This is a genomic window from Gammaproteobacteria bacterium, from assembly GCA_024235095.1.
Classification (GTDB): Bacteria; Pseudomonadota; Gammaproteobacteria; order Competibacterales; family Competibacteraceae; genus UBA2383.
In genome coordinates, this window is the sequence record JACKNC010000001.1 from 2,361,487 (window position 1) to 2,377,546 (window position 16,060).

Here is a 16,060-nt window from a genome sequence, read left to right on the forward strand (position 1 = left end):
TCCCGCCTGCAGTTAATGAGCATTTACGTTTTTATGCAATTGGCGTTGCTCAGTCAAGAGAATGTTAAGGGGAATTTCCTGGTGAAGATAAAGCGCGACTTCGTCGTGTTGCGCACGAATCACCGTGCCTTCGATGTTGACCTGGGGACCGCGCTGGAAATGGAGGATACCCTTAACCAACTGGGACAGGCGAGGGGCTGGAGCCTTGGGAGCTGCGTAGCGCAGGCCGCGCACCGAAATATCCACAATCAGAAAAGCTTTTTTCCCCTCCAGGAACAGGGAAGGGCATGCGGTGATTGGATAATAGACACGATGGAATTCGCGTCGTTCCTCGCCTTCCGTGGTCTGGGTCGCAGCGGATGAATCAGGCAGGGACGGGGTTATAACGCGAGTTATGGTTTTAACCAGGTTTTCGGCGGATGCCTTGAGTAGATGTCGTTCCTCGCTGCGCAGGATCGGGGAGGGGATCTCCCGGTATGGGATATGGAGAACAATTTCACCCCCTTCAACGCGCATCACCACGCCCAGCACCGGAGTTTGCGCTCCATGGCAAAAGCACAGCAGCCCTTTTATGTGTTCGCCAGGGGCTGGCGGGGTTCCGGGAGAAACAGTATAGCGAACACCGTGAGCTGAACAGTCTACAACAGCATGACGGTTATCATTGATCAGGAATTGCGGACGTTTAGCGGAAGAGAACTGGAGTCGATAAGACTCGCGTCTTTCCTGGTCGATCAGAATCGTCGGCATGATTATCGAAGATTTGGCGGTAACGATGGAATCGGGTTCTAAATCACTTATCCAGATTTTGCGCGAAAGACCCCGTCCTTTAGGGCGGGGATGTAGAGTGACCGTGCTTCGCACGGTCACTCTGGTGTGCGTTGCTGCTCAATGTACTGGCGCAAGACATTAATCGGCGCACCGCCACATGAAGCAGTAAAGTAACTGGCGGACCACAATCCACCGCGCCAATACCGGTTTGCAATATCCGAGCGTTCCTGACGCAAGCGCTGCGCCGAAACACCCTTGAGCGAATTGACCAGCGTCGAAATCGCCACCTTGGGCGGGTAATGTACCAACAGGTGGACGTGATCCGGTTCACCATTAAATTCTTCCAAGGTTGCGCCAAAGTCTGTACAGACCTTGGCAAAGGCGGTTTGCAATCGCGCCAGCGCATCCGCATCAAAGACGTTCCGCCGGTAGCGCGGAACAAAGACCAAATGCACATGGAGCGTGTAAACCACGTGCCGACCGCGTCTAAACTCATCTTGCATTGCCATAGACCCATGAATAGAATGGGCCTATGGTAAAGACCTTTCACTATCGAATCAAAGAGTCCAGCGCCGCGCCCAAACTGAACCACTTGGCGCGATCCGTCAATCAGGTCTGGAATTTCTGCAACGAGACGCAGGAACATGCGCTGCGTTGGAACCAGCGATGGCCGACCGGATTCGATCTCAACAAACTGACCGCTGGATGCAGCAAGGAACTGCGCCTGCATTCGCAAACGGTTCAAGCGGTCTGCGAAGAATACGCTATGCGCCGCAAACAGAGCGGCAAACGGAAATTGCGCTGGCGCGGTAGGCAATCGTTGGGTTGGATTCCGTTCAAGGCATCGGGCGTCAAAGTGGTTGAAGACACCGTGACCTATTGCGGTCAAACCTTCCGGTTTTGGAACAGCCGTCTGTTGTCCGGCCCTATCAAAACCGGCAACTTCGCTCAGGATGCACGTGGGCGTTGGTACGTCAATTTCGTCGTGGACGTACCGGACGAAGCACCGACCACCGGTACGAAACACATCGGCGTTGATCTGGGACTGAAAACGCTGGCAACCTGTTTGGATGGGCAGGCGATTCCCGTGCCGCGTTTCTATCGTCGCCAGCAACAGCATTTGGCGAATCAGCAACGCCGTCGTAAGTCCCGCCGGGTACGGAATCTCCACGCCAAGATTGCCAATCGCCGCAAGGATTTTCTGCACAAGGAATCGACGCGGCTGATTCGGGAATGTGAATTGATTGTGGTCGGCAATGTCAGCAGTTCCAAACTGAACAAAACGAACATGGCGAAATCGGTGAATGATGCCAGTTGGTCGATGTTCCGCCGCTTTCTGGACTACAAAGCGATTGCGCAGAAGGTGGTGTATCGTGAGGTGTCTGAACATCTCACAACCCAAACCTGTTCTCACTGCCATGCGGTGAGCGGCCCAAAAGGTCGAAAGGGTCTTGGGGTTAGAGAGTGGGTGTGTGGCGAATGCGGAACCCAGCATGACCGGGATACCAACGCGGCGCTGAACATTCTCCGATTGGGGCATCAATCGCTACTCGCTGAAGTGCAGTAGAAATCCCCGGTCTTTAGGCCGGGGAGGATGTCAACGAGTCGAGTCTAGCGCAAAAATCGCCTGAATTTCACATTTCAGGCGACCTTCGCCAAGCAGTATATCGACCCGATCGCCCATGTTAACCTGGCTGGCCTGGCGCAGAATCTCTCCATCTGGATAGCGGCGCGCAATAGCATAGCCGCGATTGAGCGTCGCCAGTGGACTCAGAGCCTGTAAATGCGCGCTCAAACCTTGCAAGCGTCGAGCGTCCGTTTGCAGACGCTGGCGGGTGGCGACCAGCAGACGCTGATCCAGTTCGTCAAGCCGCTGGGCGCGATCGCGCAAACGCTGGCGAGGATGCAGCCGCTCCAGCCGGTGGGCCAGTGCGTTCAAGCGTTGGCCCTGACTTTCCAGATGCTGGCGCAGCGCCCGCGCCAGCCGTTCATCCAGCAACCGAACCTGGCGCAGCCATTCGCGTCGATCGGGACTGGTCAGTTCTGCCGCTGCGGTTGGTGTGGCAGCGCGTTGATCAGCAGCGAAATCAGCAATGGTCATGTCGGTTTCATGACCAATGCCGGTTACCAGCGGAATCGAGCAAGCGTGAATGGCGCGCGCCACAGCTTCTTCGTTAAACGCCCACAGATCCTCCAGCGAACCGCCGCCGCGCACCAGCAACAGCACATCGCACTCCCGCTGCTCGGTAGCCTGTCGAATAGCCTGGGCAATATGCGCTCCCGCCCCAGCGCCTTGCACCGGAACCGGGTAAAGCAATACCGGCAGACTGGGGAAACGGCGGCGCAGCGTCGTGAGCACATCGCGCAGCGCAGCGCCCGTTGGTGAAGTGATGACGCCGATGCGTTGGGGAAGGCGAGGCAGAGGTTGTTTATGTTCTGGGGCAAACAGTCCTTCCCGTTCCAGCCGCAACCGCAATTCGTCATAGGCTTGGCGCAGCGCACCAACCCCGGCTTCTTCGAAATACTCGATGATGAGCTGGAAATCGCCGCGCGGCTCGTACAGACTGATCCGACCCCGCGCTAGCACTTGTTGCCCACTGCGCAGACCGTCGCGGAATAGTCCGGCGCGATTCTGGAACAACGCGCAACGGATTTGCGCCTTGGCGTCCTTGAGCGAGAAGTAGAGATGTCCGGAAGCAGGGCGGGACAGATTGGAAACTTCGCCTTGTACCCAAACGCTCGGAAAGTGGTTCTCCAATAGTAAACGAGCGGTTTGCGTCAGTTCGGAAACGGTATGGATCGTTTGGACAGGAGAGAGCATGGCGGTTTTCGATGAGGATTGTGCATTGTTTACGATAGTCAGAATCGATAGCCGCTCGGCATTTTCGACGTCGGCGTAGTTCTGCAGGTTGTGGTGAACCTTTATGCAGCAGAGATCGGCAAGGTTTTGTTGTAATGATGGATAAAATACCAGATCGTTCCAATATGATTTTCGATCTTTTTTGAAAAAGAGAGGGCTTGCCTGACCAGCGGCGTAGCGGCGTAGCGGCGTAGGTCGGGCAAAAGCGCTGCGTTGCCCGACGGGTTCATCGGATTGGATGAGAGCATGTCGGGCACAGGATGTGCCCGACCTACCTGGCTTCTCGGTATTTTTTCCTCGGATAATAACGATATGCAACGCCGATCATGGTAACGTAGGGTACGCACCGCGTACCATCATGCCGCCGTCGTCAGGAAAAGGTACGCAATGCGTACCCTACCTGGCTGTGCCCGACCTTGTATCTTGGCGGGGGTGGTGATGAACGGCCCCCCAGAGGTTGAGTGAGCTTGAGCCCGACCTAAGGGCGCGACCCTGATGCGTAGATGAAGCCCTCGACCGCTGTGGTTCTGCCTGCTGAAACACTGAACGGTAACCGAGGACCCGCCCGGTGCGGTGATCCTGAATGCACAAGGCCGGTGTAGCGCAGAGCGTTAACACTTTCGGAGAACCCTGATGTATCACCTCGGTATTGATGTTGCTAAAAACAAGCTGGATGGCTGTCTGCTCAATCCGGAGAACGATCAACGCCGCGCCAAGACCGTGCCCAACACCCCAGCGGGTTTTACGGAATTGCGCGATTGGCGGATCCGGCAAAAAGTCCCTGATCTGAGTCAGGTTCATCTGATTCTGGAAGCGACTGGGGTCTATCATGAAGCGGCCACCCTTTGGTTTATTGAGGCCGGCGCCGGGGTGTCCGTCGTCAATCCTGCCCAAGTCAAAGCCTTTGGTCAGGGTGTGGCGGTGCGCACAAAAACCGACGCCCGCGACAGCCCGGTGCTGGCCCGGTACGGGGCCTTGGTCAACCCGCCCCGTTGGCAACCCCCGGCCCCGGAGATTCGGGAATTGAATGCCCTGATCGCCCGCCTGGATGCGGTCGAAGCGGATCTGCGCCGGGAACAGAACCGTCTGGAGAAAACCGCGGCGGTTCCCGCACCCGCCACCGTCCTGGACTCGCTCCAACAACACATCGCCTTTTTGAGGCAGGAGCAAACCCGCGTACAGACGGCGATTCACGATCACATCGAACGCCATCCCCGCCTGAAACAGGACCACGACTTGCTGGGCTCGATTCCTGCCGTGGGCGAGAAAACCGCCCAGCGGTTGCTGGCGGTGCTGCACGGCCACGACTTTACCTCCGCCGATCAAGTGACCGCCTTCCTCGGCTTGGTCCCCATCGAAGGTCAATCGGGCAGCAGCCTGCATCGCCGCCCCCGCCTGTCCAAAGCCGGAGCACCCCGGATTCGGGCAGCGCTGTACATGGCCGCCGTCGTGGCGACCCGCCATAACCCGCACATCCAGGCCTTATACCAGCGCCTGCTGGCCCGGGGCAAAGCCAAAATCGCCGCCTTGGGCGCAGCCATGCGCAAATTGGTGCAATTGGCGTTCGGTGTCCTTAAACATCAGCAACCCTATCAAGCAAATTGGACCCTCGCCCCTTGACCGCCAAGATGGTATCTACGGCGTGATTTCCACAAGAACCCTCGAAGAGCCAAAAAATTTCCAATCGGTTACTATGATTCCATGCACTTCCAACTCCTTCAAACCGACGGTGCGGCGCGGCGCGGTCGGCTGATCTTTCCCCGGGGCACGGTGGAAACGCCGGCGTTCATGCCAGTCGGCACTTATGGCACGGTCAAGGCCATGACCCCGGAAGAAGTGCGCGCCGGCGGCGCGGAAATCATTCTGGGCAATACCTTTCACCTGATGTTGCGGCCCGGTACGCCCATTATTGAGCAACACGGCGGATTGCATGGTTTCATGCACTGGAACGGACCGATTTTGACCGATTCCGGCGGTTTTCAGGTCTTCAGCCTGGCGGCGATTCGCAAGATTACCGAGGCCGGGGTGAAATTTCAGTCGCCAGTGGATGGCGGTATAGTGTTTCTGGGGCCCGAGGAGTCGATGGCGGTGCAGCGGGCGCTGGGCGCTGACATCGTGATGATCTTCGACGAATGCACGCCCTATCCTGCGACGGAAACCGAAGCGCGCCAGTCCATGGAACTGTCGTTGCGCTGGGCGCGGCGCAGCAAGATTGCTCACAGTGATAATCCTTCAGCGTTGTTCGGCATTGTGCAAGGCAGCATGTACTCTCCCCTGCGCCGCATATCCGCCGAGGGGTTGCGAGAGATCGGCTTTGACGGTTACGCCATTGGCGGACTGGCGGTTGGCGAACCGCTTGCGGAACGGCTGGCGATGCTGGAATGTACTACTCCATTATTACCGGAAAATGCGCCCCGTTACCTGATGGGGGTCGGCAAACCAGAGGACATCGTTGAAGCTGTGCGCCGGGGCGTCGATCTATTTGACTGCGTGATGCCGACGCGCAACGCCCGCAACGGTCATCTGTTCACCCGCCAAGGCGACATTCGCATCCGTAACAGCACATACCGCACCGATACCCGGCCATTGGATGAGAACTGCGGTTGCTATACCTGCCAACACTATAGCCGGGCTTACCTGCGTCATCTTGACCGCTGTAATGAAATTCTCGGCGCGCGGCTGAACACCATCCACAACCTGCGCTACTACCAGGATTTGATGCGCGACTTACGGGCGGCGATTGTTGCGAAGCGGTTGGAAAAGTTCGTAGCGAATTTTTACGAAATGCGGCAAAAACGGATCGTCAAGCGTGAGGACTGAAGCGAATCCAGCTTTGCGGCGTCCAGTTGGGATCAACAGCGGTCTCATCATCGCCGGTGGGATGTAAACCGCACTTCCGAGCAAAATAGCGGTGAAACGCCAGGCTGGGCGTCAGCTCGGGATGGAAAACCGTGACCAGAATCCGGTCATCCTCGGCAGCGGCGACATAATCCTGCATGGACAGCAGCACTCGCACGTCGGGACCCGTCCGCACAATCTTCGGCGCGCGAATGAAGGTCAGGGGAATCGGTTCTGGAGCGACCGCCGGGGCCAGCGCTGCGCATTGAAAACTGTCCAGTTGGCTGCCAAAGGCGTTGCGGTTGACCGCAATGTCCATCAGGCCAAAAAAGGGTGTTTCGCCCACATTCTCCCGCGCCAGCAAAATCGCCCCGGCGCAGGTGCCCCATAGTTTCAATCCCCGGCGATAATACGCTTCAATTTCCGCGCGCAGACCGAAAATATCTAGCAGCCGCGACAGGCAGGTGCTTTCCCCACCGGGGATGATCAGCCCGGCCAGGTTTTCCAGCTCCACGGCGCGTTTAACCGGTCGGCCCGCGATCCCGATCCGTTGCAGGTGATCCAGATGCTCCTGTACGCCGCCTTGCAGATCGAGAACGCCGATCACGCCGGAGTCAGCGATGACCGAACTCATTACCAACCGCGACCCGCCAAACGCTCCTCGGCAGGCATCGAAGCGACATCCAGACCCGGCATGGCGTCACCGAGATCCAGGGAGGCTTCCAGCACTTTTTCCGGATCGTTGAAATAAGCGGTGGCCTTGACGATGGCTCGTGCGCGCCGCGCCGGGTCACTGGACTTGAAGATACCAGACCCTACAAATACGCCGTCACAGCCCAATTGCATCATCAGCGCAGCGTCCGCTGGGGTCGCAATGCCGCCGGCGGCGAAGTTGACCACGGGCAACCGACCCAGCTTTTTGACGTCCAGCGCCAGTTCGTAAGGCAACCCATTGTTCTTAGCGAAGCTCACCACTTCCTCGACTGGCATGTTGACCAGTTGGCGAATTTCCCGGTTCATGGTCCGCATATGCCGCACCGCTTCCACGACATTGCCGGTGCCAGCCTCGCCCTTGGTGCGAATCATCGCCGCACCCTCAGCGATCCGCCGCAACGCTTCGCCCAGGTTGCGCGCCCCGCAAACGAAAGGTATCTCGAAGCGGGTCTTGTCGATATGGCACTCCTCATCCGCCGGAGTCAGCACCTCGCTTTCATCAATATAATCGATCTTGAGCGCTTGCAGGATCTGCGCTTCGACAAAATGGCCGATGCGCGCCTTGGCCATGACGGGAATCGTGACCGACTCCTTGATCGCCTTGATCAAATCGGGGTCGGACATACGCGCCACCCCGCCCTGCTTGCGGATATCCGCCGGCACCCGCTCCAGGGCCATAACCGCCACTGCGCCGGCCTCCTGGGCGATTTGGGCCTGTTCCACGTTCACCACATCCATGATGACGCCGCCCTTGAGCATCTGCGCCAATTGCGTGTTCAGGAGATAACGATTTTCTGCCATGCTGCTGCCACTCATCTAAAATGTCAGGGGATCGGCGGTATTGCAATGCGCCGTCCGAACTGCCGGTTCATGTAAGGGAACGAAGTATATCACCATCCGGGTTTGCCACTGTATTGCAAGAGACCCTTGGAGCGGGGCAATTCGTAAGCATTTACTTTTCTCCTTTCCGTAGAATTTAACAGCCTTGTCCCTACAGGACACTGACCCGGTTACGACCCTGTGCTTTGGCGGCATACAGCGCCTGGTCAGCTTCATGGAGCATTTCATAACATACGTCCTTGGATTTGGCCTGCCTCGACGTGAGACCGATACTTATCGTCACATGATCTGCGACTGACGAGCAGGCATGAGGGATATGCAAACCAGCAATTTGCTGCTGCAAATATTCTGCAATGACAACCGCCCCGGCCTGATCGCAGGCGGGGAGAATGACGATAAATTCTTCTCCGCCATAGCGTCCCACAAAGTCACCCGGACGCCGTAAACCCCTTTCGAGCGCATGCGCTACACGTATTAGGCATTCGTCACCTGCACCGTGGCCATAGCAGTCATTAAAGGCTTTGAAATGATCGACATCGACCATCAGGATAGAAAGTGGCGCCCGGTGGCGGTGCGATTGCGCGCACTCACGTTTCAGCGTCTCCTCCAATGCACGCCGGTTGGGGATATCTGTCAGGCCATCCAGGAGCGCCAATTGCTCCAGGCGTTCCGATTTGAGCTTCAGGCGGACATGAACGCCGACTCGCGCCCGAACCAACGGTATTTCGATAGGTTTCGTAATGTAGTCGACAGCACCGAGATTGAACCCTCGTTGCTGATCAACACTATCCCCTTTCGCCGTGACAAAGATCACCGGAATATCCCACAGTGCCGAGTCTTGCTTGATACGCCGGCAGACTTCGTACCCATCCATTTCCGGCATCATCACATCAAGGAGAATAAGATCGGGTCTATTCGTTTTTTGCAGAAGCTCCAGAGCGGCCATGCCGCTGGTGGCTACTCGAATGTCATACTGGTCCATCAAACCCTGCGCAAGAATCTGAATATTCGCCGGTGTGTCGTCAACAATCAGGAGGATGGGGCGACGGCGCGGGGCGAGAAGTTCTTCATCCGGAGACATGGAATCAACCTTCGCTATCCTTTTGGCTCAGGGCAGCCAGTTCGATCAGCGTGGCTTGGGCGGCAGCGTAGTTGAAGACATCCACCTGATTTTTGAATTTCTGAAAAAGCGCGCGCTGTTTCGGTTGGGCGCAATGCTGGCCTAGCGCATCGATCAAGGCGGGAGCCACGAAACCGGACAACGCTAGGGTAGCTTGTATTTCGTTGACCAGCGTCTTCATTTGCGCATTGTTGGGGTCACTCAACCCAGCCGATTCGGTTTCCGGCGCGGCGGCGATCTTGGCCAGCGTCTCGGTCAGGACAGCCTGAAAGCGTGCTTTGGAGCGACATTGGGTCGCCTCCAGTTCCTGTTCAAACTGCTCGGCGATTTCATGCAGGGGATGGGCTTCGATGGAAAGCGCCATGCCCTTGATCGTATGGACCAGACGCCGGGCTTCCGGCCAGCGGCCTTGGGCAAGATATTCATCGAGTGCGGTGGCGCTGCCGGCAAAGTCACGCGCGAAATTGTGCAAAGTACGGCGCAGTAACGCCCAATCCCCTCCCAGGCGCATGACCGCTTGCGCAAGATCCAGTCCGGCCATCGAAAAGGGGGATCCTGCGTTGCCCGTAGCTGTCTTAGGCGGAATAGGCGACTTGTCATCCGTCATCGGCGGAATCCATCGCAGCAATATAGAGGTCAGTTTATTGACATCAATGGGTTTGGTTATAAAGTCGTTCATGCCCACCGACAGGCTGGCTTCACGATCAGCGCTCATCACCGCCGCAGTCATGGCGATAATCGGCACTGTTTGCCCTTCGGGCAAAGCGCGAAGGCGTTTTGTCGCTTCAAGACCATCCATTTCCGGCATCTGCAAATCCATCAGAATGACATCGAAACGCTGAACCGACGCTTGTTCGACTGCCTCGCGACCGTTATTCGCAATGGTGACAGACAGACCCATCTTCTTCAACAAATCCTGCGCGACCAGTTGATTGGTTAGATTGTCTTCGACCAACAGGAGCCGGGAACCCTGAAGCATCCGCAGACGATCGCGGCCATCCTGTAGATCGTCGCATTGGGAGCACTCAGAATCCAGTCTTCCAGATTGTCGACTTCCAGATTGCAAGTCATTGACCAGATTAAAAAGCCGCGAAGGTATGACCGGCTTTTCCAGGATAGCGTCGATCTGAAGATCCTGGGCTGCTTGCTGAATCTCTTGGTGCCGGTAGGCGGTCGCCATGACTACGATGGTCTGACAAATACTCGTAGATAGTTTTGCCTCTTCCTCTCGAAGTCGGCGAACGAATTCAATACCGTCGACGCCCAGCAGCTTCCAACTGACAAGAACCAGTTCGTAAGGTTGTCCGCTGCGGCACATATCCACGGCCTTCGCCAAACTCTCCTCTATTGAGTGGACGACATCGACCTGGAAAGACCAGCCAGCCAGAATACTATGCAACACATCGCAGGAAACCGCGTGGTCCTCCACGATCAGAGTTCGCATGTTGTGCAGAGCAGTGGCGATGTGACGCTGGGCTGAGTTGGACGGAGTTTTCAGACACACGGTGAACGCGAAGGTGCTGCCCTGTCCCCACTCGCTCTCGACCGAAAGGTTCCCCCCCATCATTTCGACCAGGCGCTTGGTGATGGCCAACCCCAGTCCACTGCCGCCGAACTGGCGGGTGGTCGAAGCATCGGCCTGTTCGAAAGCCTGGAACAGCCGACCGACTTGTTCGGGCGTCATGCCAATCCCGGTGTCGTAGATCGAGATCTGCAGAGTTATGTCGTCACCCTGCCTCTGTAACTGTTTTATTGTTACCTGGATATAACCTTGGTAGGTGAACTTGATAGCATTACCCAGCAGATTATTGAGAATCTGCTTGAGGCGCAAGGGATCGCCAACCAGCACCGGCGGAATATCCGGAGCCACATCAAAAACCAGTTCGATATCTTTGCCTTCTGCGGCCAAGCTAAACAAGCGAGACGTGCTCTCAAGGAGTTCAGCAAGCTCGACCTCAACCGTTTCGAGATCCAGTTTACCGGCCTCAATCTTGGAATAATCGAGAATATCGTTGAGGATACCCAGCAGCGAACGGGCCGAATGGTGCAGCTTCGTCAGGTAATCGCGCTGATGGGAGGTCAGTTCGGTATCCAACAGCAACTGCGCCAGTCCCAGCACCGCGTTCATTGGCGTACGAATTTCGTGGCTCATATTCGCCAGAAAATCTGACTTTGCGCGATTTGCAGACTCGGCCTTAGCGCGCGCTTCGATAAGAGCTGTTTCTGCCCGTTTGCGCTCGGTAATGTCCCGCGCCGAGGCATACAAGTAGGTCTGTTCGCCCAATCGGATGCCCTTGGCATTGATCTCGGCATCGAAAATCACGCCGTTTTTGCGGCGGTGTTGAGTCTCGAAAGTGCGCGGTTCGCTGATGAGCTTGTGCAACTCGATCATCAACTGTTCACGCGGGATCTGAGCATCCCAGTCGGCTACGTTCAACCGCGCCATTTCTTTGGGGGTATAGCCCAGCATGCGCGCGAAGGACTGGCTGAATTCAACCACATCGCCGTCCTCATCGAGAATGTGAATGCCGTCGCTGGCGGTGTCGAGCAGCGTTTGCAGGCGCTCCGTGGTATTGCGCAATGTGGTGATGTCGAACAGCGTCATCAGGCTCATACCGTCACCGAGGTCCGGCAGGGCCTTGGCTTCTGCCTGCACGATGCGCATGCTGCCGTCTTTGCAGCATAACCGCATCTCTATCGGAGAGAACGGCGCTCCCTGGCAGGATTGCTCGACCCGGATCAACCAATCCTGCCTGATCTGTTCCCGATATTCTGCGTCGGGGCAGGTTTTGGACCACCAGTAATCCAGTGTCGGGATGTCTTCGAGACAATAGCCCAATGTTTGACTGAACGCGGGGTTGATATAGACCAGGCGCTCACCTTCACTCAGCGCCTTAGGCGCGGGCGAAGCGGCAATGATCGCCCGTAACTGGTGTTCGCTTTGTTTCAACCGCGCTTCATTGCGCCTCTGCTCCGTCAGGTCACGATTGATGCCCACGAAGCGACAGGGCTTGCCGGATTCGTCCGCCTCAACAAGCGCCGCCGACTGAATATAGCGAATCGATCCATCTGGCCGCACAATCCGGAAGTCGCTGTCGTAGGGTTTTTCTCCTCGGATCGCCACCGTAAGTTCCTGCTCGACGCGCTCCAGATCCTTCGGGTGAACACACAAACGCCAGAAATCGTAACAGATGCCCGTCGCCTTGATTGCTTCGGGTACTTGATAAAGTTCGTACATCCGTTGATCCCAGATCAAGGTATTGTCGACCAAGTCCCAAACCCAGATACCGATTCCCGCTGCTTTGGTCGCTACTTCCAGGCATCTCATTGCTGAAGCGCGCGCGTCCTCGGCTGCTTTTCGTTCGGTGATATCAGCCACGGAAACAACCACATATCGGGTCTCGCCAGCGGTTAAAGGCGCCAGCGCGACTTCGACCGGTATCTCATGTCCATCCTGGTGTAAGCCATAGAGATCCCGCCCTGTGCTCATGGGTCGTATGGCTGGATCGGCCGTATATCCCTGGCGCAAGCCTGCATGGGTTGCACGGAAACGTTCCGGAATCAGCATCTCCACGGGCTGGCCGAACAAAGCCGTCTGTTCGTAGCCGAATATCTGTGCTGTGCGTTGATTCGTCCGCTGGATGCGCCCTTGCTCGTCGATCAACAGTACCGCATTGGGCATGATGTCGATAATGTGACTGATCTTTGCTTCGCTTTCCTGCAACGCTTTCTCAGCTTGCTTGATATCGTCGATATCCGTATTGCTGCCAAACCACTTGGCGACATTGCCTTGCTCATCACGCAGCGGCACGGCCAACGTGCGAAACCAGCGATAGGCGCCATCGTGTCGGCGGATACGAAACTCAATAGCGAAGTGACGCCCTTGCGCGGTGGTGGCTTGCCATTCGTTGATCGTTCGCTGGCGATCGTCGGGATGGAGTTGCTCCAACCAGCCGTCGTTCAGCAGTTGCTCAGCCTCGCTTTTGCCGGTGTAACGCACCCATTGTGGGCTGAGGTAGTCGCATGAGCCATCAGCCGCACAGGTCCAGATCAACTGCGGCAAGGATTCAGTTACTTGCCGGAAACGTTCTTCGCTGTCTCGCAATGCCTGCTCGGCCTCATGCTGGATCGTGATATCCTTAAAAACGAGCACAGCGCCGGTAATAGCGCCTTGCTCTTGGCAATAGGGCATGATGTTCAAGCTATAGATGGAGCCTTTCTCGGAACGGACCGTGGTCCGATGTTGTTGACCGTCCTTGAGAACGCTACGCACCTGGCCGTTTAAGCCAGCAACCTCCACCTGCCATTGCACGCTGTTGAGAGCACTGCCCTCCAGAGGGGCGTCTATGACGACGATGGCGCTGCACGCCGCGTTGACCTGAGTAATGCGTAGTTGCTCGTCGACCACGATCAAGGGGAAAGTCAGGCTCTCCTTGACGTTGATGAGGTCGCTAGCGGTGATTTCCAGTTCCGCCGATTTGACCTGCAGCTCCTCGTTGACCGTCAGCAACTCTTCGTTGGTGGACTGCAATTCTTCGTTGGCGGTTTGCAGCTCTTCGTTGGCGGATTGCAGCTCTTCGTTGGTGGACTGCAATTCCTCATTGAGCGATTGCAGTTCCTCGTTAGAAGTCTCCAGTTCTTCCACGACGACATTGAGATGGGTGCGGGTGTTAGCCAGCTCCTGCTCCAACTCTCTGATAATGAGGTTATCCCGCTCATCGCTCGTGGCGCTCACCACAGCCCGTTTGCCTTCTTCTTCCAAGCGGGTGACCGGGAATGAGATCAGGAGCAGCGCCTTCCGGCCGACATCCAGGGGACTCACCACCGGGGTTACGGTGTAGCGCTGGCCATTGATCTCGATAGGCCAGGCGCTACCTTGGGCTAGTTGCAAGTCACGGCGGCAGCGGTAGACCAGCGCCCGCAACTCGGCGCGCAGAGCGGGTTCCACCAGCTCGAACAGATACAACTCCGCTCGTCCCTTGGGGAAATTGAGCAAAGGCTTCAGATTACCGTGGAAATGCACCACATTGTCCTCGGCATTGACCACCAGGGAGGGGGGTGCGTAACGCTCGGCTAACTGCTCCAGAGTGTGCATACTGACCAAATCGGTGCTGGTGGTGATCGTGCGCCCACCCTCCTGATTCCCGGACTGATCCCGGACACCGATGGGTAGCACATAGTGAGGTATCCCCTCCAGGCGTTGGTGAAGGCGGGTGCGGCGGTCCACGACTTTGAACAGGTCATTGTGCTGATCGATCGTTTCGGATTTACCGAGAAACAGCCAGCCGCCAGGATTGAGGGCGTAATGGAAAATTTCCAGAACCCGCTTCTGCACCGGTGGATTCAGGTAGATCAGCAAGTTGCGGCAACTGATCAGGTCCAGGTGGGCGAAAGGCGGGTCTTCAATGACGTTCTGTCGGGCAAAGACGATACGATTGCGGATGCTCTTGATGATGCGATAGTGATCCCCCATGATCTGCATGTAGGAGTCACGCAAGGATTTGGGCACATTCTCCAGTTCACTCACCGGGTACAGGGCGGCTCGCGCCCGGTCGAGGGCGTTGTCGTCCAGATCGGAAGCAAAAATCATATACTGCAAGCTCGCCTTGCCCTGGTTACGCAGGGCTTCCTCAAACAGCATGGCGATGCTGTAAACCTCTTCGCCCGAAGCGCAGCCTGGCACCCAGCAGCGGATGACCTCGCTGTTTTCGCGTTCCTGTACAACCTTTTTGATCATCTGCGCCAGGACGGAAAAAGCATCCTGATCGCGAAAGAAGGCGGTCACGCTGATAAAGGCGTCACGCATCAAGGCATGCGATTCTTCCCGATTTGCCTCCAAATATGCGATGTACGCCTTGAGTGTGTCGACGCCAACGATATTCATCCGTCGGGCGATGCGCCGCCGCACCGTGGCCGGTTTGTAGTCATTGAGCTTGAAGGCCGTGTTTATCCGCACCAGATTGCTAATCTGGGTGTATTCGTCGGTGTCTGACGCGTCATCGGCGTCGAGCGGCAGACCTCGAGGCAGAGACAGCAGGCGTTCGAGGGCGGGGCCGATCTTGCTTGGGGCCAGGATGAGATCCACATTGCCGGTATGGATAGCAGCCTTGGGCATGCCGTCATATTTAGCCGTCTCCGGTTCCTGGGCGATGGTGATGCCGCCTGCCGCCTTAATGGCGCGGATGCCTGCCGCCCCGTCGGAACCCGTGCCGGAGAGAATGATGCCGATGGCTTGTTCTCCCACTTCGTCGGCGAGGGAGTGAAAGAAATGGTTGACCGAAGGCTTGGGGCCAATTGCAGCTTGGGGTTCCGTGAGGCGCAGTTGACCCTGCTCCAGAATAACGTCCTTGTTAGGCGGGGTGATGTAGACGACGCCCGGTTCAGGCGACTGGCGGTCCACCAGGTCTTTCACTTGCAGTTTTGTCATCGGCGAGAGCAGGCTCATCAACATGCTGATGTGGGTGGGCGAGACATGCTGGGCGATGATATAGGACAAGGCATTGGAGTCGGGCAGCGATTCCATCAGTTCGCGCAACGCTTCCAACCCACCAGCAGATGCGCCAATGCCCACCAGCCTCACGTCAACAGCGCCAATCTTCGCTTGCTGATTTGTCTTGGATTTGGTTTCCTTCATCGAATCTCCTAACTGATCGACGCCGATTACCAGGATGGAAAGCGCTCCCTGGCAGCGGTTTTATTAACCCTATATATTGGTCTTTCCAGATGGAAGCCGGATAAATTCGGGAACAACTCCCTGTTTCCGTTCCTGAAACCTGACACTTGGAACCTGTATTAATTATAGGGTAATGATGCAGGAAAAGAAGTCTCTATTAAGCTCATAAAGTATTCATTCGATACTCGATATGAATGCACAGTCCTGGTATAAAACCAAATCTGCACACTATTGTCGCTCACTGCCT

The 16,060-nt window shown here is 56.6% G+C and carries 10 protein-coding genes and 1 pseudogene; 3 read left to right on the forward strand and 8 right to left on the reverse strand.

All coding sequences use genetic code 11. The features are described from left to right. Positions 1 to 12: 12 nt before the first annotated feature. Together H6973_10490 and tnpA are read right to left on the reverse strand one after the other, a co-directional pair. On the reverse strand, positions 13 to 747 hold the full coding sequence (locus tag H6973_10490; protein ID MCP5126031.1) for a PilZ domain-containing protein: 735 nt from the start codon (positions 745 to 747) through the stop codon (positions 13 to 15). A 116-nt stretch (positions 748 to 863) separates the two neighbouring features. Continuing rightward, positions 864 to 1,277 carry an IS200/IS605 family transposase gene (gene tnpA, locus H6973_10495; GenBank protein MCP5126032.1) on the reverse strand — a complete coding sequence of 138 codons (414 nt, stop codon included), beginning with the start codon at positions 1,275 to 1,277 and terminating at the stop codon, positions 864 to 866. Positions 1,278 to 1,300: 23 nt separating this feature from the next. Between tnpA and H6973_10500 the strand changes: the two genes are divergently transcribed. Then, positions 1,301 to 2,335 (forward strand): transposase, encoded by a 1,035-nt coding sequence (locus H6973_10500; GenBank protein ID MCP5126033.1) that lies wholly within the window; start codon positions 1,301 to 1,303, stop codon positions 2,333 to 2,335. Positions 2,336 to 2,365: 30 nt separating this feature from the next. Here the strand turns inward: H6973_10500 and H6973_10505 are convergent, their stop codons facing one another. Both H6973_10505 and H6973_10510 read right to left on the reverse strand, forming a co-directional pair. After that, positions 2,366 to 3,589 (reverse strand): exodeoxyribonuclease VII large subunit, encoded by a 1,224-nt coding sequence (locus H6973_10505; GenBank protein ID MCP5126034.1) that lies wholly within the window; start codon positions 3,587 to 3,589, stop codon positions 2,366 to 2,368. Between the two features lie 101 nt (positions 3,590 to 3,690). After that, positions 3,691 to 3,804: pseudogene (locus tag H6973_10510) on the reverse strand (IS1 family transposase). A 457-nt stretch (positions 3,805 to 4,261) separates the two neighbouring features. Between H6973_10510 and H6973_10515 the strand changes: the two are divergent. Further along, entirely contained in the window at positions 4,262 to 5,248 is a 987-nt protein-coding gene (locus H6973_10515; GenBank protein MCP5126035.1) for an IS110 family transposase, read from the forward strand. Between the two features lie 81 nt (positions 5,249 to 5,329). Continuing rightward, positions 5,330 to 6,448 carry a tRNA guanosine(34) transglycosylase Tgt gene (tgt, locus tag H6973_10520; protein MCP5126036.1) on the forward strand — a complete coding sequence of 373 codons (1,119 nt, stop codon included), beginning with the start codon at positions 5,330 to 5,332 and terminating at the stop codon, positions 6,446 to 6,448. Here the strand turns inward: tgt and pdxT are convergent. The 4 genes from pdxT to H6973_10540 all read right to left on the reverse strand — a co-directional run bounded on the left by pdxT (position 6,432) and on the right by H6973_10540 (position 15,774). Then, positions 6,432 to 7,100, reverse strand: a complete 669-nt coding sequence (gene pdxT / locus H6973_10525) for a pyridoxal 5'-phosphate synthase glutaminase subunit PdxT (GenBank protein ID MCP5126037.1) — start codon at positions 7,098 to 7,100, stop codon at positions 6,432 to 6,434. The genes tgt and pdxT overlap by 17 nt on opposite strands. Then, positions 7,100 to 7,981 carry a pyridoxal 5'-phosphate synthase lyase subunit PdxS gene (gene pdxS, locus H6973_10530; protein ID MCP5126038.1) on the reverse strand — a complete coding sequence of 294 codons (882 nt, stop codon included), beginning with the start codon at positions 7,979 to 7,981 and terminating at the stop codon, positions 7,100 to 7,102. Before pdxS ends, pdxT begins: the two co-directional genes overlap by 1 nt. A gap of 190 nt (positions 7,982 to 8,171) precedes the next feature. Further along, the gene (locus tag H6973_10535) at positions 8,172 to 9,101 is read right to left on the reverse strand and encodes a diguanylate cyclase (GenBank protein MCP5126039.1); all 930 of its coding nucleotides are present in this window, start codon (positions 9,099 to 9,101) and stop codon (positions 8,172 to 8,174) included. A gap of 4 nt (positions 9,102 to 9,105) precedes the next feature. Then, on the reverse strand, positions 9,106 to 15,774 hold the full coding sequence (locus H6973_10540) for a PAS domain S-box protein (GenBank protein ID MCP5126040.1): 6,669 nt from the start codon (positions 15,772 to 15,774) through the stop codon (positions 9,106 to 9,108). Positions 15,775 to 16,060: the final 286 nt, after the last annotated feature.